Annotated in this window: 18 protein-coding genes; 9 read left to right on the top strand and 9 right to left on the bottom strand. The window is 56.3% G+C overall.

Features of this window, described 5'->3' with window-relative positions:
* Window positions 1-30: 30 nt before the first annotated feature.
* Complete coding sequence (gene pbpC / locus AB5Y80_RS18075) at window positions 31-2,352, top strand: penicillin-binding protein 1C (RefSeq protein ID WP_368173327.1); 2,322 nt, start codon at window positions 31-33, stop codon at window positions 2,350-2,352.
* 88 nt (window positions 2,353-2,440) lie between these two features.
* On the opposite strand, the gene AB5Y80_RS18070 is transcribed toward pbpC, so the two are convergent.
* A complete protein-coding gene (locus tag AB5Y80_RS18070; protein WP_368173303.1) occupies window positions 2,441-3,400 on the bottom strand; it encodes a hypothetical protein in 960 nt (319 codons plus the stop codon).
* Window positions 3,401-3,564: 164 nt separating this feature from the next.
* Here AB5Y80_RS18070 and thiI point away from each other — a divergent pair, with 164 nt between their 5' ends.
* Window positions 3,565-5,013 carry a tRNA uracil 4-sulfurtransferase ThiI gene (gene thiI / locus AB5Y80_RS18065; protein WP_039038656.1) on the top strand — a complete coding sequence of 483 codons (1,449 nt, stop codon included), beginning with the start codon at window positions 3,565-3,567 and terminating at the stop codon, window positions 5,011-5,013.
* Window positions 5,014-5,086: 73 nt separating this feature from the next.
* On the opposite strand, the gene AB5Y80_RS18060 is transcribed toward thiI, so the two are convergent.
* Both AB5Y80_RS18060 and AB5Y80_RS18055 read right to left on the bottom strand, forming a co-directional pair.
* Window positions 5,087-5,479: a hypothetical protein gene (locus AB5Y80_RS18060; RefSeq protein WP_041212809.1), complete on the bottom strand. Its 393-nt coding sequence runs from the start codon at window positions 5,477-5,479 to the stop codon at window positions 5,087-5,089.
* Between the two features lie 101 nt (window positions 5,480-5,580).
* A complete protein-coding gene (locus AB5Y80_RS18055; protein WP_041215937.1) occupies window positions 5,581-6,213 on the bottom strand; it encodes a trimeric intracellular cation channel family protein in 633 nt (210 codons plus the stop codon).
* 382 nt (window positions 6,214-6,595) lie between these two features.
* On the opposite strand from AB5Y80_RS18055, the gene flaB (AB5Y80_RS18050) reads away from it, so the two are divergent.
* From flaB (AB5Y80_RS18050) to AB5Y80_RS18020, 7 genes are all read left to right on the top strand, one after another.
* A complete protein-coding gene (flaB, locus tag AB5Y80_RS18050; protein ID WP_323919201.1) occupies window positions 6,596-7,528 on the top strand; it encodes a flagellin B in 933 nt (310 codons plus the stop codon).
* 623 nt (window positions 7,529-8,151) lie between these two features.
* The gene (flaB, locus tag AB5Y80_RS18045) at window positions 8,152-9,081 is read left to right on the top strand and encodes a flagellin B (protein WP_319891755.1); all 930 of its coding nucleotides are present in this window, start codon (window positions 8,152-8,154) and stop codon (window positions 9,079-9,081) included.
* A gap of 32 nt (window positions 9,082-9,113) precedes the next feature.
* On the top strand, window positions 9,114-9,530 hold the full coding sequence (locus tag AB5Y80_RS18040; protein WP_368173302.1) for a flagellar protein FlaG: 417 nt from the start codon (window positions 9,114-9,116) through the stop codon (window positions 9,528-9,530).
* Between the two features lie 30 nt (window positions 9,531-9,560).
* Window positions 9,561-10,949, top strand: a complete 1,389-nt coding sequence (gene fliD, locus AB5Y80_RS18035) for a flagellar filament capping protein FliD (protein WP_323942762.1) — start codon at window positions 9,561-9,563, stop codon at window positions 10,947-10,949.
* 37 nt (window positions 10,950-10,986) lie between these two features.
* Window positions 10,987-11,400 carry a flagellar export chaperone FliS gene (gene fliS / locus AB5Y80_RS18030; RefSeq protein WP_322131089.1) on the top strand — a complete coding sequence of 138 codons (414 nt, stop codon included), beginning with the start codon at window positions 10,987-10,989 and terminating at the stop codon, window positions 11,398-11,400.
* The gene (locus AB5Y80_RS18025; RefSeq protein ID WP_323942761.1) at window positions 11,397-11,690 is read left to right on the top strand and encodes a hypothetical protein; all 294 of its coding nucleotides are present in this window, start codon (window positions 11,397-11,399) and stop codon (window positions 11,688-11,690) included. The genes fliS and AB5Y80_RS18025 overlap by 4 nt, the downstream gene beginning before the upstream one ends.
* A 13-nt stretch (window positions 11,691-11,703) precedes the next feature.
* Complete coding sequence (locus tag AB5Y80_RS18020) at window positions 11,704-13,815, top strand: 6-hydroxymethylpterin diphosphokinase MptE-like protein (RefSeq protein WP_323942759.1); 2,112 nt, start codon at window positions 11,704-11,706, stop codon at window positions 13,813-13,815.
* A gap of 119 nt (window positions 13,816-13,934) precedes the next feature.
* Here the strand turns inward: AB5Y80_RS18020 and AB5Y80_RS18015 are convergent, their stop codons facing one another.
* From AB5Y80_RS18015 to AB5Y80_RS17990, 6 genes are all read right to left on the bottom strand, one after another.
* Window positions 13,935-14,711, bottom strand: coding sequence for a cobalamin-binding protein (locus AB5Y80_RS18015; protein ID WP_368173326.1), 777 nt, complete (start codon window positions 14,709-14,711; stop codon window positions 13,935-13,937).
* A gap of 61 nt (window positions 14,712-14,772) precedes the next feature.
* Entirely contained in the window at window positions 14,773-15,705 is a 933-nt protein-coding gene (locus tag AB5Y80_RS18010) for a cobalamin biosynthesis protein (protein WP_323941652.1), read from the bottom strand.
* 26 nt (window positions 15,706-15,731) lie between these two features.
* Entirely contained in the window at window positions 15,732-16,424 is a 693-nt protein-coding gene (gene mtnN / locus AB5Y80_RS18005; protein WP_323941651.1) for a 5'-methylthioadenosine/S-adenosylhomocysteine nucleosidase, read from the bottom strand.
* A gap of 100 nt (window positions 16,425-16,524) precedes the next feature.
* Window positions 16,525-17,283, bottom strand: coding sequence for a transporter substrate-binding domain-containing protein (locus AB5Y80_RS18000; protein ID WP_323941650.1), 759 nt, complete (start codon window positions 17,281-17,283; stop codon window positions 16,525-16,527).
* 91 nt (window positions 17,284-17,374) lie between these two features.
* Entirely contained in the window at window positions 17,375-17,569 is a 195-nt protein-coding gene (locus AB5Y80_RS17995) for a hypothetical protein (protein ID WP_323941660.1), read from the bottom strand.
* Entirely contained in the window at window positions 17,566-18,495 is a 930-nt protein-coding gene (locus AB5Y80_RS17990) for a ZIP family metal transporter (protein ID WP_368173301.1), read from the bottom strand. Before AB5Y80_RS17990 ends, AB5Y80_RS17995 begins: the two co-directional genes overlap by 4 nt.
* Window positions 18,496-18,585 lie beyond the last annotated feature (90 nt).

Raw genomic sequence — 18,585 nt, 5'->3', positions numbered from 1 at the left:
CGCCCGCTCACTTTCTGGCAGCGTGGCTGGCTGAAATTAGTTCGCAGTGGCCGTGCTGGCTGGCGCTGGCTTGGTCGCCTGCCACGCTGGCTGCGTTGCTCGGTGCTGGGAGTTGTAGCACTGCTCCTGTCATTGCTGGCGCTGGATAGACTCTTCCCGCCGCCACCGCTCGACCCAGCCTACGCACGGGTGGTGCTCGACATGAAGGGGCGACCGCTGCGCGCCTTTGCCGATACCAGCGGCGTGTGGCGTTACCCCGTGACCCTGGAGCAGGTCTCCCCTCGCTATATCGAGGCGCTGCTGGGCTACGAGGATCGCCATTTCTGGCGTCATCCCGGAGTCAATCCGGTGGCCATGGTGCGCGGCATCGGTCAGTGGTTGCGCCATGGGCGGGCCGTGTCGGGGGGCTCGACCCTCACCATGCAGGTGGCACGCCTTATCGAGCCCTACCACAGAAGCGTGCCCGGCAAGCTGCGCCAGATGGCGCGCGCGCTGCAGCTGGAGTGGCACTACGACAAGCGCACCCTGCTCACCGTCTATCTGAACCGGGCGCCGTTTGGCGGCAATCTGGAGGGGGTGCAGGCGGCAAGTTTTGCCTATCTCGGCAAGAGCGCCGCCAAGCTGACCTATGCCGAGGCGGCGCTCTTGGCAGTGCTGCCCCAGGCCCCCAGCCGCAACCGGCCGGACCGGCATCCCGAGCGGGCCCGCACCGCCCGTGACAAGGTGATGCAGCGGCTGGTGGCGCAGGGGGTCTGGCCAGAACAGGTTTGGCTGGAGGGACGCATCGAGCCTGTGTTGGCCCGCGGTCACTTCACGCCGATGGAGGCGCCGCTCTTTGCCCGCCTTGCCGCCGATAATCAGGCCGGGGCCCTGGTGCACACCACCATCGACGGCGATCTGCAGCGTTGGCTGGAGGGGCGGGTGGCGAGCTATATCCGCCGCTTCCCCGAGCAGACCTCAGCGGCGTTGCTCCTGGTCGACAACAGGACCATGGCGGTGCGCGCCTATGTGGGCAGCGCCGAGTATGGCAATTTGCGCCGCCACGGTTACCTCGACATGGTGCAGGCGATCCGCTCCCCCGGTTCTACGCTGAAGCCCTTCATCTACGGTCTGGCGATGGACGAGGGGCTGGTGCACTCGGCCTCCCTGCTCTCCGATGCGCCAAGGCTGGGCTCGGACTATAGACCCGCCAATTTCTCCGGTGCCTTTCAGGGGCCGGTGACGCTCGCCCAGGCGTTGCAGCAATCCCTCAACGTGCCGGCGGTGCAGGTGCTGGAGGCGCTGGGGCCGGACAAACTGGTCAGCCGTCTCGACAATGCCGGGGTGAGGCTGGCTCTTTCCGACAAGCCCAATCCGGCCATTGCGCTCGGGGCAGCGGGCATTCGGCTCGAGCAGTTGGTGGCCCTCTACAGCGCACTGACCCGGCAGGGGCAGGTGGCGATGCCGGTCTGGCTGGCGGGGCAGCAGGTGGTGTCACGCCCCTTGCTGAGCCCGGGGGCCGCCTGGATCATCTGGCAGATATTGAGCGCCCAGGGGCGCGCGGATCAGCCCTTTGCCAGTGAGGCGACCGGCCGGGTCAATCGACTGGCCTGGAAGACCGGCACCAGCTATGGCTATCGCGACAGCTGGGCCATGGGGGTCTCCGGTCGTTGGACCATCGGCGTCTGGCTGGGGCGCCCCGATGGCACCCCCATGCCCGGCTTTTATGGACAGAGCGCGGCAGTGCCGCTGCTGCTCTCTGTCTATTCGCGGCTCTCGGACAACAGCCCCCTGCCGGCACAACCCAACACGGTGAGCGAGGCCGAAGTTTGCTGGCCGCTGGGGCGCAAGACGAGCGCGACCCTGCCAGAGGCCTGTTTGCAGCATCAGAGCGCCTGGCTGCTGGAAGGGCGCGACCCTCCCACCTTGCCGGATCCCATGGATTGGCCCTCGCCGCTGCGCCAGGTTGCGCTCACTGTCGACGGCAAGCCGACGCTGACCCGCTGCCACGATGCGGCACAATCCGCTTTTAGAGCGCTCTGGCCGCTGTCGCTGGAGCCATGGCGCTCACCGGGCGAGCGGCGTCAGGCGCTGCTTGCCAGGGGCTGCGCGGGGGAGGGGCAGAGCGCCGAGCAGCAGGCCCCCATTCGTATCGTAGCGCTGGGGGAGGGCAACCTTATCCGCAGTCAGCGCTATCGGTTGCAGCCCAGGGTGCTGGGCGGTGTCGGCAAGCCGGCATGGTTTCTCAACGGCCAGCGGCTGCGCTGGGACGGGGATCAAGTAGTGAGCAAGGCGGGCCGCTATCAGCTGGTGGTGGTGGATGAGGCGGGAAACAGCGATCGCATCGAGTTTCGGCTGGAAAACCCCTCCTGAGGGCGTGGTGAGCGCCAGAATATTGACGGCATCGGTGATGGTCCCGATGCCGTCAGTTGATTGTCGATTCCCCGGCAGAGGCGGGGAGTCAGGGCTTGACCTGCCCCAGCCGGGTGAAGAAATGCCGGCTCTTGCGCTGGTGGAAGTGGCTCTTCTTGATGGGATGAAACACCAGGTCGCTCTGTGGGTGACTCCCCTTGAGGTGGTGGATCATCGCCATGGCCGGTAAGCCAGTACTGACGAGCGTGGTGAGCGGCAGGGTGACGGTCTCGGGTCCCAGCAAGGGTGTGAACCCCTGCTGGGCCTGCTCGAAGCGGGTCAACACGGCGGGTTCGGCGTAGCCGCTGCCCAGCATGGCGAGCAGGGCATCGAGGGCCTGATGGAACTCGGCGAGCTGCTGACGAAAGCCGCTTCGCCCCCGCAGGGCAATGAGCTCCGCAAACGGGATGTCGGCCAGGTGAGTGGGCACTTGCAGCGGGATCTCGAGGTGGAAGCAATCCTGACCGCCGCGATTGTGGTAGCGGGATTCGAGCAGGTGGAGCAGCCGATCCAGATAGTCGTGATCGGTAATAAGCGCCCCGTCATTGGCGAGAGCCCACTCACGGGCGAGGCGCATGGAGAGCAGGTTGGCAAAGCGGCGCGCCATTCTGATCCCCCCTTCATCCTGCGTCGCAAAGCCGTGGGTCAGACAAAACCCGTGCAGCCGTTCCAGTCCCGCCTGAGCCGGGCAGAAGCAGTCGTGGTTGGGGGCTGAACGCCAGCGGGCGATGAGCTCCCTGTTGCCAAACACCTTGTGGCGGACAAAATCGGGGGCGACCAGGCCAGCAATCTGGCTCTCCACCTGGGGCGTGATATGGGCGAAGAAGGCGGGTTGTGGCGGCTCGGCCAGCAGGTCGGTTTGCTGGCGCAGGGTCTCCAGCAGGGCGGTGAGACCGCTCTTATCACTGACGGTGAAGACGAAGGCGAGCCGCTCCAGATAGAGCAGGGCAAACTTGAGCCAGAGCTCGTCGCGTACCTCCATGCCGGGGTAGTAGATATGGGTATTCATGGATGCTGTGTTGCCAGGATGCAGGGGTGGGAATATACGCATGATTGCCCGGATGCGGCAAACTTTGCGTGGGGGAATGTGAGCGGCCGCTCATGCAGTAGGCGCTGGTCACAAAGTTCTGATATAATTCGCGCCCTTAAATCAAGGCCACCCGAGTCATTACCATGAAGTTCATTATCAAGCTGTTCCCTGAAATCACCATCAAGAGCAAGTCGGTTCGCCAGCGCTTTATCAAGATCCTGCAGGGCAATATCCGCAATGTCCTGCGCCGCTTCGACGACGATGCCCGGGTGCGGATGGATTGGGACAAGCTGATCGTGAGCTCCCGTAATGACCAGTTCCGCGAGCAGGCCATCGAAGCCCTGGCCTGCATTCCCGGCATTCAGGCCTTCCTCGAGGTGCAGGCCAGCAAGTTTACCGACCTGCACGACATCTTCGAGCAGGTGAAAGCCGTCTGGGGTGATCAGCTCGAGGGCAAGACCTTCTGCGTGCGTGCCAAGCGCCACGGCAAACACGAATTCTCCTCGCTGGAGATTGAACGCTACGTGGGCGGCGGTCTGAACCAGCACTGCGTGAGCAACGGTGTGCGCCTCAAGAACCCGGATGTGAAGATCAACCTCGAGATCGATGGCGAGGAGCTTTTCATCGTCAGCGCCATCCACCAGGGGCTGAGCGGCATGCCCATCGCCACCCAGGAAGATGTGCTGAGCTTGCTCTCCGGCGGGTTTGACTCGGGTGTCGCCTCCTTCCAGTTCATCAAGCGCGGCTGCCGGGTGCACTACTGCTTCTTCAATCTGGGTGGGGCGGCTCACGAGATCGGCGTCAAGCAGGTGGCCTATCACCTGTGGAACCGTTTCGGCTCCTCCCACCGGGTGCGCTTCACCGCGGTGGACTTCGAGCCCGTGGTGGCCGAGATCCTCGAGAAGATCGACAACGGCCAGATGGGGGTGGTGCTCAAGCGGATGATGATGCGTGCCGCCGCCAAGGTGGCCGACGAGTTCCAGATCCCGGCCCTGGTGACCGGCGAGTGCGTTGGCCAGGTTTCCAGCCAGACCCTCACCAACCTGAACGTCATCGACCGTGTGACCGACAAGGTGATCCTGCGCCCGCTCATCACCTGGGACAAGCCGGACATCATCAGCGAAGCCCGCCGCATCGGTACCCTGGAGTTCGCGGAGACCATGCCGGAGTATTGCGGCGTGATTTCCAAGAAGCCGACCGTGAAGGCCGAGCTCTCCCGCATCGAGGCGGAAGAGGAGAACTTCGACTTTGCCATTCTGGACAAGGTGGTGGCCGAGGCCCGTTACCTCGACATTCGTCGCATCGGTGAAGAGACCGCCGCCGAGGTGCAGGAGGTGGAGACCACCGCCGAGAGCGGTGACGACGAGGTGATCCTGGACATTCGCTCCATGGAGGAGCATGACGACAAGCCGCTGGTGGTGGAAGGGCGCGAGATCATGCATATCCCCTTCTTCAAGCTGGCCACCGCCTTTGGTGACCTGCCGAAAGAGAAGACCTACCTGCTCTATTGCGATCGTGGCGTGATGAGCAAACTGCAGGCGCTTTACCTGAAAGAGAAGGGCTTTGCCAACGTCAAGGTCTACCGTCCGTGATGTGACGGCAAGACGCGTATAAAAAATCCGGCCAAGGCGCCGGATTTTTTTTCACTCGGATGAAGGTAGACGCTCAGGGGCAGGGGACCGGGGTGAAGGTTTCCTGACCCTGACAGCGCCAGCCCATCTCGGCCTGACGCATCTGCCACAGGTTGTTGCTGCGAAACAGGGTCAGGATGTAGAGCATGTCGCTGCGCTGGCCATCAAGGGCCACCGAGAGCACCAGATCGTTGTCCAGCTGTTGAGCATGGATACGGGTGGGTACATCTTCATGGCCCACGAAGCGGCGAGCCACTTCGCGATAGTCGTTGACCCAGCCTTGCTGACTGCTGCTTGCCTGACGGATCTGCTGGTTGAACTGCTGCACCGGGGTGGATGCCAGACGCCCGAACAGGGCCTGTGCCCCCGCATGAGCCGCTGCCACCATCATCAGAACAAGTGTGGTAATGAGCCCAAGTTTTTGCATGAGGTTTTCCGGCTTGAAACGACCCCTGTATGACAACAGAAAAGCCGACTTGGTTCAATCTTGTCCCTGCCGGGATGGGATCTCGCCCACTCTGAGGCTTCTCAGTTGCGCTGCAGCGAGAAGGTGGGCAGGGAGAGGTGCCAGTAGATGGCCGCCACCCGCAGACCAAACACCCCGAGCATGCTGATGAGCATGGCGCTGACCCTGTCTACCCCAATTTCCAGCGACAAGGTATAGAGGATGCCGCCCAGAATGCAGGCGGTGGCGTAGATCTCCTTTTGCAGCACCATGGGCACTTCCCGGGCCAGCACGTCCCTTATCATGCCCCCAGCGACCCCTGTCATGGTGCCCATCAATACGGCGATAAGCCCCGATGTACCAAAGTTGAGGGCTTTTTGTGCCCCGATCACGGTAAAGAGCGCCAACCCGAAGGCGTCCGCCACCGGCAGCACGTACCAGGGCATGCGGCGGGGCAGCTTGACCATCCACATGCCGATGAGCGCCGTGGCAATGACCACCCAGATATAGAGGGGGTCGCGCACCCAGAAGACCGGGGTTGCCCCCAGGATCATGTCACGGATGGTGCCACCCCCGATGGCGGTGACCGCCGCCAGCACCATGACACCGAAACCGTCCATCCTGAGGCGGCCCGCCACCAGTACGCCCGAAAACGCGAATACCGCAGTACCAAACATGTCGCTGATGTAAACAATCTGCTCAACCAGTGTCTGCATGGAGAACAACTCACGTCCAATAGATGATGGGGCGGCGATTTTAGGGGCAAGGTGTGGGGATGAGCAATGCTGGCGTGCAAAAGTGGGAGCCAGCGCCGGTTTCTGAAGGCTGGGTGAAGATCACGCTCCCGCCTTGTCTGATGCGGGCTGTAGCCACTATAGCCCGGGGGGCGGGCTGTCAGGTGACAAAAAATCCCGATTTTTTTCTCAAGGGAAGGGAATAGAGGCCGATATATAGGTTAGGCGGCGATTACTGCCAGAAAGGCAGAAAAAAGAAATTAAAGTCTTGTGAAAAGGCGCCGTTAACTAAACATATCAGGCACAAAACACAATAAAGCCTGAGTGAATTAAAGTTAAATTTTAATAGCTTAGGAGAAAAATCATGAGTCTGTATATCAATACCAACGTTTCATCGCTCAACGCTCAGCGTAACATGATGAACAGCACCAAATCCCTGGATACCTCCTACACCCGTCTGGCCTCCGGCCTGCGCATCAACAGCGCCAAGGACGATGCGGCAGGTCTGCAGATCTCCAACCGTCTGACCTCCCAGATCAACGGTCTGGACCAGGGCAACCGCAACGCCAACGACGGCATCTCAGTAGCCCAAACCGCGGAAGGGGCCATGGATGAAGTGACCTCCATGTTGCAACGGATGCGGACACTGGCTCAGCAGTCAGCAAATGGGTCAAATAATCAGGATGATAGAGATGCTCTGCAGGCTGAATACAAGCAGCTCTCTACCGAGATCAACCGTGTTGCCAACGATACCACTTTCGGTGGTCAGAAACTGTTGGCTGGTGGATACAAAGGTACCTTCCAGGTTGGCGCAGATGCAGGTCAGACCATCTCCTTCAAAATGACCACTGCTTTTACGATGTCTGGTATTGCCAGTGCCACAAAGGGGAGTGCTACAGTAGCTGCAGCAACAAATTCTGCTGCGAGTACAACGGCTGATGCTTGGGTTGTGACAGCTGCATCAACAGCAGTGACTTGGTCCACTATAAGCGACATATCTGGTTCAACAGACTCTAATGCTCAGCTGGCTTTTGCCAATCTGGACAAGATGATTCAGGTGGTGGATAGCAAGCGGGCGGAGCTGGGTGCTGTACAGAACCGGTTTGATTCCACCATTCGCAACCAGGCCAATATCTCGGAAAACGTCTCTGCCGCTCGCTCCCGTATCCGCGACGCAGATTTTGCAACCGAGACCGCCAACATGACTAAGCAGAACATTCTGCAACAGGCGGCTTCCAGCATCCTGGCTCAGGCCAATCAGCGCCCGCAGTCTGCTCTTTCTCTGCTGCAAGGCTAAGCCGACTCAGTGTAGAAAGTGTAAGAAAAGAAAAGGGCGGTTGTTCAGGCCGCCCTAGTAAACAAGATGGAACAATGGGGTGTTCGGATTTACGCCTTGTTCTATCGAAAGAGAAGTTCTCTTATTGGTATACCCCTCGAGTGTTGCGCAGATCGTTCACTCTGTCACTCTCGAGGTTGTTCTCCTGAGCGTAAGCTCTTCTTTGGCCGACATTGTCGGCCTTTTTTATGGGCGTCGGAAAAGCGACGTCACATCACATTAAGCACAAAATGTGCCAACTCAATGAACTGGAAGTGCTCTGCCTATAGGTGTGATCGTTAGCGGAGGGATAGGAGCTGTGCTCTGCTGTTTTCATCGCTAGCGGATAGCGCTTGCCTCTTTATCGATGAAAGCGGCAATAAATTTCCTAAAGCTTCTGATAGAGATGCCGTTACAGAGTATGAAGCAAATTGAGGGGTGTTCGGAAATCCAGCATTTGCGCAACTGCGGGTCCTGTGTCGGTTCAAACAGAGGGCTCGCCAGATGAGGCAGACCGTTCAATCTGCCTATCTGAACGGTGGGAACCTGGCTGTCTACGACATCTGCAGGGCCCGCAGTTTCTTGTTCATCAGGAGATAATTTTTATGGCCATGTATATCAATACCAACACTTCATCACTGAACGCTCAGCGTAACTTGATGAACACCAATAAATCGCTGGATACTTCCTATACCCGGCTGGCCTCCGGCCTGCGCATCAACAGCGCCAAGGACGATGCTGCGGGTCTGCAAATCTCCAACCGTTTGACTTCCCAGGTCAATGGTCTGGATCAGGGCAACCGCAACGCCAACGACGGCATCTCGGTAGCCCAGACTGCCGAGGGGGCCATGGATGAAGTAACTTCCATGTTGCAACGGATGCGGACTTTGGCTCAGCAGTCTTCGAATGGTTCCAATAACAAAGATGACAGGGATGCGCTGCAGGCCGAGTACAAGCAGCTGACCACAGAAATCAACCGGATTGCAGGCGATACCACTTTTGGGGGGCAGAAGTTGCTGGATGGTAACTACAAAGGCGCTTTCCAAGTCGGCGCCGATGCTGGCCAGACCATTTCCTTCAAGATGACTACGGCTTTTACCATGTCCGGTATTGCCAGTGCGACCAAAGGGAGTGCAACCATTGCGGCTGCTACCAACAGTGCTGCCAGTACTACAGCAGATGCTTGGGTTGTGACGTCAGCATCGACAGCTGTGACCTGGTCCACCATAAGCGACATTTCTGGTTCAACCGATTCCAATGCGCAACTGGCGTTTGCCAACCTGGACAAGATGATCCAGGTGGTAGACAGCAAGCGGGCAGAATTGGGGGCAGTACAAAACCGCTTTGATTCAACCATCCGCAACCAGTCCAATATCTCTGAAAACCTGAGTGCCGCACGCTCCCGTATTCGTGATGCGGACTTTGCGACCGAGACAGCCAACATGACCAAGCAGAATATTCTGCAACAGGCTGCGTCCAGCATTTTGGCACAAGCTAATCAGCGGCCGCAGTCTGCGCTGTCCCTGCTTGGCTAAGCATGTAGCTGGATTGAGATGGGAGAGAAGAGATGACAACTGAACTCGCAAATCTGTCATCTGCCAGTGGTGCTTCCGTACAGCTAAGTGACAAGAGCGGCCAAGTGGCCGCTCAATTACTTTCTGGTACGGTTGAGGAGGCAAGAAACGGCGGGCAGCAGGAAAAAAATGAGAGTGCTCACCCAATACCGCAAAGTGCGACAGAACTTGCCAAGCAGGTACAAAACTTGCAAGACTTTGTTCAACAACAGGGGTGGACCGTAAATTTCAGTATGGAGAAGGAGCTGGAGCAAGTGGTGATCAAGGTAGTTGATGCGGATACCAGGACGGTGATCCGTCAGATCCCCAGCGAAGAGCTCATTGCTATCAACAAGCGGATCCAGGCTTTGGTACAAGGTGAGGCTGGCGCCAATCCCAGAGTTGGTTTGTTGTTTGATAGTGAGATATGAGCGGTTAATGACTAGTGAGGAGAACAGACAATGGCAACGATAACATCTGCTGGCGCAGGGTCCGGTATCGATCTGGAGAGTGTGATCTCTGCCAGTTTGAATGCCAGAAAGGCACAGCTTCAGCAGCCAATCACGACCAAGAAGACCAATGCCCAGATCACGCTCTCCGGGGTGGGCCAATTGAAATCTGCGATTGCCTCCTATGTCACGACCCTCAAAGATATGGCGAAGACGGATGCATTCAACAAGCGAGCCGTCAATATTACTCAAGATAAAGACAACCCCATTCTCAAAGTGGAGAGCAAGGCTGGTGCATCAAATGGCCAGTACAATATCACTGTCAATAAATTGGCGACAACCAGCAAATTCGAAGGGACTTTTGACAGTTCGACCACAGCGCTTGCAACGGAAGACGGTACTCTGACTTTTACCGCAGGGGACAAAAAGTTCAATGTAGAAGTCAAAGCTGGTGATTCGCTGCAAACCATTCGAAAGAAAATCAATAATAATGGCGATAATTTTGGATTGACTGCGAATATCATCAATACAGCGGATGGCAAGGCCAAGCTGGTAATGGATTCAGGAGTCAGTGGTACCGGAAAAGATCTACAGATTACGGGTAGTACTGCAGGCGTGAGCAGTTTTGCTTCCTCTCTCACCAAAACCCAAAGTGCCAGTAATGCAGAAATAACCGTTGATGGTAGTGTACTCAGCAGTGATACCAATACTTTTGATGGCACTATCATGGGGCTAAAGGTCACCGTGCTGCGTGAATCAGACAAAGACACTGATGGTAATGCAAAGTCAAACAAGGTTGATGTCACCACGGATAAAGATGGCATAAAATCCATGATCAAGAGCTTCATCGATGGTTACAACACATTGGTGAGTAAGGCTGACGGATTAGGGAAGCGTAATAGCATCGTGGCAGGTGAAAGCCAGGATGATGGTGGTGCCTTGGCCGGGGATTCAGTAACACGCAGTGTGATCAATCAGATGAGTAGCATCCTTATCACCCCGTCTGAGAATTCGAACGTATTCGATACAATCTTCCAGCTTGGGATAAAGATGGACAACAAGGGGGTTCTCTCTCTTGATAGCGAAAAGTTTGATGAGGCGCTAGATAAAAACTTTGAACAGGTAGTAGCCATTTTCGGTGGTGAGAAAGGGGTTGCCGGTCAACTGGCAACATCTCTCGAAGATTATTCGAAAACAGGTGGATTGCTTGCTCAACGAGAAGACTCCCTTAACACAGATTTACGCGCCTTGGCACAGAAAGAGTCAGATGCATCAGCACAATTAGTGAAATATGAGGCTAGTTTACGTGCTCGGTATGGTGGCCTTGATACTCTACTTGCCAAAATGAACCAGTCAGCATCTTACTTGAGCCTTATTCATACCTCAAACTCATCATCTTGATTTGTATTTTGGCGATTCCGAGTGAGGAGGAGATATTATGTATCGCAAGCATATTAAAGCTTACACAACCCAGAATCTTCAAGCCGAAATGGCTGTGGCTGATCCTTATCGCGTTATTCAATTGATGATGCAAGGCTGTATTGAGCGTCTTGCCCAAGCGAAAGGGGCAATAGAGCGCAAGGATTTTGAAGGTAAATCTATAGCCATCTCTAAATGCATGGCATTGATCAATGGATTACAGGATGCCTTGGACCTCTCATACGGTAAAGTACCTGAAGATTTATTTGCGCTTTATGACTATATGAAGCAGCGTTTGTTGGATGCAGGCCTTAATATGGCTGTTGCACCTCTGGAGGAAGTCGGTCAACTCATGTTGACAATAAAGAGCGGATGGGACTCCATACCAGTAGAAGACAGAATTCAGGCACTAAGTCAACAGGCAAGTGTATGACACACGCAGAAGCTTTGAGAGAGTCTGTACTCAGACTTGAGTTGGCTATTACCGAAGATAATTTGGAGCTTGCTCATCAAGTAATGGATGAGCAGTTGATCTTGTTACAACAAATTGTATTGAAGAATAACTATTCTACGGACTTGATTGATGCTGCCAAAGATATATTCGATGAAAATAAAGAACTTATGGTAATTGTTTCTAAGAAGAAAGTCGAATTACAGCGCCAGTTACACGATATAGTCATTGCGGACAAAGCTACTCAACTTTATAAAGTTCATTCAAGATAGATAGGACTGCTTCATGGATATGGATAAAGATATTCAGCATATCGAAAATGAAATCATGCGTTTGCAACAACAGAAAGAACAAGAGCAGGCTATGATTGATGTACTCCCTGTTCGTTTTGATAGGAATATGGCTGCATTTCAGAATTTCATTCCCTCTGTTTATGAAAAATTCAAGGATTATAATCCCGCTCGTCCATTTCGTTTCTTTTGCAATGAGAATGGAATACCTAATATATTGTGGCTCGACAATGAAGTTTCTTTTTATGGCGATAATCCCTATGAATACTCAGAGGCACAAATAGAACAAATTTTATGCCGTTCGAAGATGGATAAATTTTCCTTTAGTGTGGAAAATGATTTATTCAATCAAGCGCATGTTCAATATTTAAATAAACTATGTGAACTGTACAAGGAGTCTGAACGTTCACTTGAAAAACTAACCACAATTCCAGCCCATGTCCCAATGGTAATGATGTTCGGGATTGGACTGGGATACCCGTTATCCTACCTCTATGAAAGATGCAGCGTTAAAAATTTATTTGTTTTTGAGCCAGATCTTGATCTTTTTTATGCATCATTGTTTGCATTTGACTGGTATTCTTTGCTTCAGCATCTAAGTGAGGAGAAATTGAGTCTTCATTTATTTTTGGGACAAGATGAAGATAGCTTGATGGAGGATTTGTTACCCGTTTTACATAAGCGAGGTGCATTTTGGATTTCTAGTCTATTTGGCTTTTGGCACTATCCTTCGGAGAAAATATTCTCTTTGACCGATAGAATAAAAAAAGAATTTTATCTTCTTAAGTCTGGTTGGGGCTTCTTCGATGATAATCTATTTGCTATAGCCCATAGTGCAAAAAACATTGAAAATAGGGTTCCCTTCTTATTGAAAAATAAAGATGTCTCGCGATTTAATGAAGGCTTGCCTGCATTGATTGTTGGAAATGGACCTTCTTTAGATGATTCACTCTCCTTTATTCAGGAAAATCAGGGGCGGTTCTTTATATTTGCGTGTGGCAGTAGCATTACAGCTTTACATAAAGCTGGTATAAAGCCAGATGTCTTGCTCGCTGTCGAAAGAACAAAAAGTTCAGCTGATTTCTTATCCTTGCTAAATGACGAAGAGTATTTGCGTGATATATTATTTCTGAGTGTGGATATTATTCACCCTGCATGTAAGAAACATTTCAATCGGATGGCTGTAGGATTTAAGCCCCATGAGCCAATGTATTCTCTTTTAGCAAGAAACTATGATGAAATAAATAATTTTCATCATTTAAATGGGGTTAATCCATTAGTTGGTAATACTGGGTTAAGCTATGCAATTACATTAGGGTTTAAAGAGATATTTTTGTGTGGTATTGACAATGGTTATAAAGAATCTTCACACCATCACTCCAAACATAGTGCTTACTATGATGAACACGGTAACCCGATTGAGAAACTAACAAAACTGGTGACTCAAAGTGGTAGTCATATAATACCTGGTAACTTTGGAGGCTCTGTCACTGCGAATCGACTTTTCTGTGTTTCCATAAAGTCTATGGAGTCCTTGTTAAGGTCAAATAAAGATGTAACTTGTTACAATTGTAGTGATGGTGCAGCGATCGAAGGCACGGTTCCGCTACACATTAATAATTTTGTCGTCAATAGTGGTGTGGTAGTTGATAAGAATAAATTGACTAGCAATATTTATAATGAATTTTTCTCAGTATTAGATGTTAAAAGAAACGATATAGAGCTCCTTATGGCATATGATTTTTTTGATGAAATCATGGATAAGTTCATATCTGATTGGAATGCTGTAGGAACTGGGCGTGATGATATATCTGAATTAATGCAAAAGCATTTCGAATACCTTACTTACATATCAGAAACCCGCCAACATCATATCCATAGGGTTCTCGTAGGATCAATAAATTATTTTTTCTCATTCATCAACACTATCGTGTATTCATTTGAGGATGATGGTATGGGTGAGAAGATAGTTAAGCCTGCTATCGATATTATGATAGAGTTTTTCAAAACAATGAAATCCACATATCCTGAAGCTCTAAACTTTGTTGATGAGTCAGATTGTGAGATTGTCCATTTATATAGAAAGAATGCGATTAGTAAAAGTTGATTGTTTTGCACACAATAGTCAATGTGCTTTATATATATACAAAATGAATTTATATAATATAAATATACTTCTATTTCTTTCGTGACGTTCGGCGTGTATATCAAGTTAGCCATTAAGCATTAATCTGTTTGAGAAGAAATCGTTGATAAATTTATCGCCTCGCATATCTGCTCCACCGCGTTGAGGGCGCGGGGGGTGAAGCGGTGCAGTTCATCGGCGTTGATGAGGGCGAGCCGTTGGTGTTTGACGGCGTCCAGCATGGGCCACTGCCGCCAGTGATCCAGCACGGAAGGATCCCGGCCGCCAGCCAGGATAAGTCCGGGATTGGCCTTGATCACCTGCTCCAGCCCGACCTGGGGGTAGGCTGCTCCCGTCTTCGCCATGATGTTGCGTCCGCCGCAGAGGGTGATGGCCTGCCCCGGCCAGGTCGAATTATTGACGCTGGTGAGCGGCGGGTACCAGAGCTGATAGAAGACCGACAGGGGCTTGGGCTCGCCGTAGCGCGCAGCCAGGGCGTCGAGCCGGGTCAGATAGGCGCGGGCTTGCTCGTCGGCTCTGGGCGTGAGCCCGAGAAGGTGCCCCAGGCTGCGCATCTCGGTGGCCAGGGAGGCAAAGTCGGTGGGCTCCGAGTAGAAGACGGGGATGCCGAGGCGCTCGACCGGGCCCAGCATGCGGGCCTGGGCGGAGCTCCAGGCCACTACCAGATCCGGCTTCTGGGCCAGCAGCGCCTCGAGGTTGATGCTGCGATAGTTGGCCACCCTGGGGAGGTTGGCCACCTCGGCGGGGTAATCGGAGGCATCGTCGGTGGCGACCACGCGATCCCCGGCGCCGATATCGAACAGCAGTTCCGTCAGATGGGGAGTGAGGCTCACGATGCGCTGCGGCGGGGTGGCCATGGCGCACAGTGAGGTGCCCAGCAGGCAGACAAACAGGCCCAGGGCACGAAGGGAAACGCGATCAGCCATGATTGAGCGCCATCCATGTCAGGAGTAGCGAGAGCCCGAGCCAGCCCCAGCCGGTCAGTTGCAGACGCTGCAGCAGGCGCAGGGGCAGGTTGGCATCGGGTTCGCTCCCCTCATCAAATACCGGAAAGCGCACCAGCTGGCCCTGATAGTAGCGGGGGCCGCCGAGTCGGCTGCCCGTGGCCCGGGCCAGCAGCGCGAGCAGGACCCCCATGGCGGGATGGGGCCAATGCAGCGCAGGTCGCACTCTGTTGCCCAGCCCGCGCACCTGGGTCAGGCACAGGGGGAGCGCCAGCAGCAGGATGGCAGGGGCGCAGAAACCCTGATAGAGCGCCGCAGCCGGGCGGCCGAAGTGGACGAACGCGTTCTGCTTGGGGTTCCACGCCAGATGGGTCAACTGGGCGAGCCGCACCAGCAGGGCACCCTGTACCCCGGCCAGAGCAAAACCCAGCAGGGGGGCGGCCCACTGACCCACGAGGCGCAGTACGCAGGTCTCGCTCACCGCCTTGTTCAACCCCATCACCGAGAGCTTGCCGGTCTCCCGCTTGAGCCAGGGGGCGACCTGCAGCCTCGCCACGACCAGCGTCTCCTGGGTCGCCAGGGCGCGGCTCCCCTGGGCGAGTTCCCGCAAGGGGCGGGATTCGAGCATCAGCAGCAGGAACAGGAGGTCGAACAGGGGCTCGGACAGGGAGAGATTGCGCACCGCCCAGAGACCGGCAGCGCAGGGCACCCAGACCACCAGCAGGGCAAGGAGCCCGGCCTGGCTCTGCTGGCGTGGCGTGCCGTCGGGGCGATAGACCTTCTGGCCGAGGCGGGTGAGCAGAGGCACTGCTGCGCCGGGTCGAAAGCGTGCGGGCCAGGGCAGCAGGGCCTCCAGCAGGGCGGCCCCCACCATGATGCCCGCCGTCGTGGAGGCGAGGGCGGTCATCAGGACATCCCAGGAGGGGGCGTCGATCACAGCTTGCCGAGCAGCGCGAGGATCACTTCGGCGGAGTGTTGACCCGCCACCTCGATGAAGGCATCAAAGGATTCCACCTGCTCCTTGCCGGCGATGTCCGACATGGCCCGTACCACCAGATAGGGCACCTTGAACATGTGGCACACTTGGCCGATGGCGGCCCCTTCCATCTCCACCGCCAGCATCTGCGGGAAGTCGGCACGGGCTTTCGCGATGGCGTCCGGCTTGCACATGAACTGATCGCCGGTGCAGATGAGCCCGACCTTGGTCTGGTGCTTGCCTTGCTCGGCAATGCAGGCTTGTGCCAGGGCGATGAGATTTTCGTCGCAGGGGAAGGCGGCGGGCTGCTGGGCCATCTGGCCCATCTCGTAACCGAAGGCGGTCACGTCCACGTCGTGGAAGCGCATCTCGCTCGCGATGACCACGTCACCGATGTGCAGATCTTGGGCGAAGCCGCCGGCGGAACCGGTGTTGATGACGCAATCGGGAGCGAACTTCTCCAGCAGCAGGCTGGTGGCGACGCTGGCGGCGACCTTGCCGATGCCGGAGCGGGTCAGGATCACCTCTTTACCGGCCAGCTTGCCCTGATAGAACTCGCAGCCGCCCAGTTGCAGGGTGGTGGGCTCGCTCAGCTGGCTGCGCAGCAGGGCCACTTCCTGCTCCATGGCGCCGATAATACCTACTTTCATCATCTACCTCGTCTCGATGGCCGCTGGGCCGAAAAAGTTGGCGTGGATGATAGCAAAACTTGGCGGTGGCGCCGAGCATTGCGATGGCGCGGATGGGGGGTCAGGGGTAGCGTCTGGCCAGGGCGGCCAGTTCACCACTGTCTGCGAGCTGTTGCAGGGTGTTGGCGAACAGGGTCAGGCGTTCGGGGGCACTGTGGCGATGGAACAGGATGTAGAAGGGAGTCTCTTCCATCACGGTGGGGAGGATGCGGATCTTGTCGGCCAGCCCCTGTTCGCGCAAGTCGGACTCAAACCCCGGGGAGCGGTAGTAGACGAAACGGCCGCGCTTCATCAACAACTTCTCGTAGTTGGCCTGGTTGCTGATCCCGCCGCTGTCGATGATGAGGCCGCCGATGTCCTGGAGCCGGGCGATGGCGCCGCTGCCATGGTTGATGAGGATGATGCCCCCCTGGCCGAGGGCCCTGACATCCTGCCAGCTGCGTATCTCGACGGGATCGTCACGGCGCACCGCCAGGTGGTAGCGCACCGTGAAGATGGCGGGGGTCAGGACGATGAAGTGATCCCGCCTGGCCGGGCTCTCCCCCACGCCGCAGATGAAGTCCAGCTGGCCGTGCTGCACCTTCTTTTCCAGCCGTCGCAGCGGCAGGAAGCGCTGATCTCCCTCAATGCGAAGGGCAGGCTCCCTCGCTTCCATGAGCCGGAAGAGATCGACGCAGATCCCGCCGACATGCCCGTCGGGGAGCGTCACGTACTTGGGGGACGACGCCTGCTGTGCGGCCGTATGAAAGACCTCGGTGGCGCCAATGGCCCTGGTGGTGAGGACAAGCAGGCACAGCAGCAGGATTATCCTGAGGGTCATCCGGGCAGGCTTCCGATGGGATTCAGGCGCCGTACATCAACCAGTCAAAGGGCGCCGGGGGCTCAACATTAGGCGATTTCCCCCTCTTATTTCAAGGGGTTCGAGCTGTCGTCACCGGGCGCACGGGGCTTGAGGGGGGTGATAAGCCGAGTGCGGTGTCGAGGGTCATCATCAGGGCGAAGCCCGCCATGAGCCCCAGGGTGGCGTGGGTCTGGTGGCCGTTACGATGGGTTTCCGGGATCACCTCGTGGGAGACCACGGGTTGCATGGGGCGTCGGCGTCTCACCCCAGGGCTGTATCCAGTGTCATCATCAGGGCGAAGCCTGCCATCAGGCCCAGGGTGGCGTGGGTCTGGTGGCCGTTGCGATGGGTTTCCGGGATCACCTCGTGGGAGACAACAAACAGCATGGCACCAGCCGCGAGCCCGAGGCCGATGGGGTAGGCGATGGCCATGCCGCTGGCGAGTCCGACCCCGAGCAGGGCGCCGAGCGGTTCCAGCAGGCCGCTGCCGATGGCGACCAGCACGGCCACCGGCGGGCGAAAACCGGCTGCGCACATGGCCAGCGCCACCGCCAGCCCTTCGGGAATGTCCTGCAGGGCAATGGCGGTCGTGAGGGGCAGTCCCACCGTCATGTCCCCCTGGGAGAAGCTGACCCCAATGGCCATGCCTTCGGGCAGGTTGTGCAGGGCGATGGCGAAGACGAACAGCCAGACCCGTGAGCAGCTCTCATGGCCGGGACCACAGGGGCCGGTCTTGTCGTGTTCGTGAGGGGTGAATTGATCCAGTCCCAGCATCAGCAGCACCCCGAGGGTCATGCCGGCCACCACCACGGCGGCGGCGAGGAAGCTGTCACCCGTGATCCCCCCGGCGGCCTCGAGCCCCGGCAGCAGCAGGGAGAAGGCGCTCGCCGCCAGCATCATGCCGGCGGCGAACCCCAGCATGGCGTCTTCCACCCGTTGGGGAACGGCTCGCAGGAACAGGGCTGGCAGGGCGCCCAGCGCCGTGGCGGCAAAACCCGCAGCGCCGCCGATGAGGCCATAGCGTACCCCGGGTGTGATCTCTCCTGCTGCCAGCATGACGAGACTCTGCACCAGGAGCAGCAGCACGGCGACCAGGGCGAGCAGCAGCCCCAGGGCGATGAGGGGGCGATCCGCTATCTGCTCGCGCAGTTGGACAGACCAGGAAGGGGAGAGGGTCGATACGTTGTCCATGGGGCCTCTGAAGACAGGAATGGGGAGAGACGAGCGGCCATTACATAACCTGGCCCCTGCTTTGTCCATGACGGCGGACCGATTGTGGCA

Source organism: Aeromonas sp. R2-1, assembly GCF_040908425.1.
Classification (GTDB): Bacteria; Pseudomonadota; Gammaproteobacteria; order Enterobacterales; family Aeromonadaceae; genus Aeromonas; species Aeromonas caviae.
Note: the sequence above shows the minus strand (reverse complement) of the source record. Positions and strands in the feature narration are given on the sequence as shown.

Coding starts and splice junctions, on each gene's coding strand:
- AB5Y80_RS18070 (WP_368173303.1), bottom strand. CDS start 3,400: ATGAATACCCATATCTACTACCCCGGCATGGAGGTACGCGACGAGCTC.
- thiI (WP_039038656.1), top strand. CDS start 3,565: ATGAAGTTCATTATCAAGCTGTTCCCTGAAATCACCATCAAGAGCAAG.
- AB5Y80_RS18060 (WP_041212809.1), bottom strand. CDS start 5,479: ATGCAAAAACTTGGGCTCATTACCACACTTGTTCTGATGATGGTGGCA.
- AB5Y80_RS18055 (WP_041215937.1), bottom strand. CDS start 6,213: ATGCAGACACTGGTTGAGCAGATTGTTTACATCAGCGACATGTTTGGT.
- flaB (WP_323919201.1), top strand. CDS start 6,596: ATGAGTCTGTATATCAATACCAACGTTTCATCGCTCAACGCTCAGCGT.
- flaB (WP_319891755.1), top strand. CDS start 8,152: ATGGCCATGTATATCAATACCAACACTTCATCACTGAACGCTCAGCGT.
- AB5Y80_RS18040 (WP_368173302.1), top strand. CDS start 9,114: ATGACAACTGAACTCGCAAATCTGTCATCTGCCAGTGGTGCTTCCGTA.
- fliD (WP_323942762.1), top strand. CDS start 9,561: ATGGCAACGATAACATCTGCTGGCGCAGGGTCCGGTATCGATCTGGAG.
- fliS (WP_322131089.1), top strand. CDS start 10,987: ATGTATCGCAAGCATATTAAAGCTTACACAACCCAGAATCTTCAAGCC.
- AB5Y80_RS18025 (WP_323942761.1), top strand. CDS start 11,397: ATGACACACGCAGAAGCTTTGAGAGAGTCTGTACTCAGACTTGAGTTG.
- AB5Y80_RS18020 (WP_323942759.1), top strand. CDS start 11,704: ATGGATATGGATAAAGATATTCAGCATATCGAAAATGAAATCATGCGT.
- AB5Y80_RS18015 (WP_368173326.1), bottom strand. CDS start 14,711: ATGGCCACCCCGCCGCAGCGCATCGTGAGCCTCACTCCCCATCTGACG.
- AB5Y80_RS18010 (WP_323941652.1), bottom strand. CDS start 15,705: ATGACCGCCCTCGCCTCCACGACGGCGGGCATCATGGTGGGGGCCGCC.
- mtnN (WP_323941651.1), bottom strand. CDS start 16,424: ATGAAAGTAGGTATTATCGGCGCCATGGAGCAGGAAGTGGCCCTGCTG.
- AB5Y80_RS18000 (WP_323941650.1), bottom strand. CDS start 17,283: ATGACCCTCAGGATAATCCTGCTGCTGTGCCTGCTTGTCCTCACCACC.
- AB5Y80_RS17990 (WP_368173301.1), bottom strand. CDS start 18,495: ATGGACAACGTATCGACCCTCTCCCCTTCCTGGTCTGTCCAACTGCGC.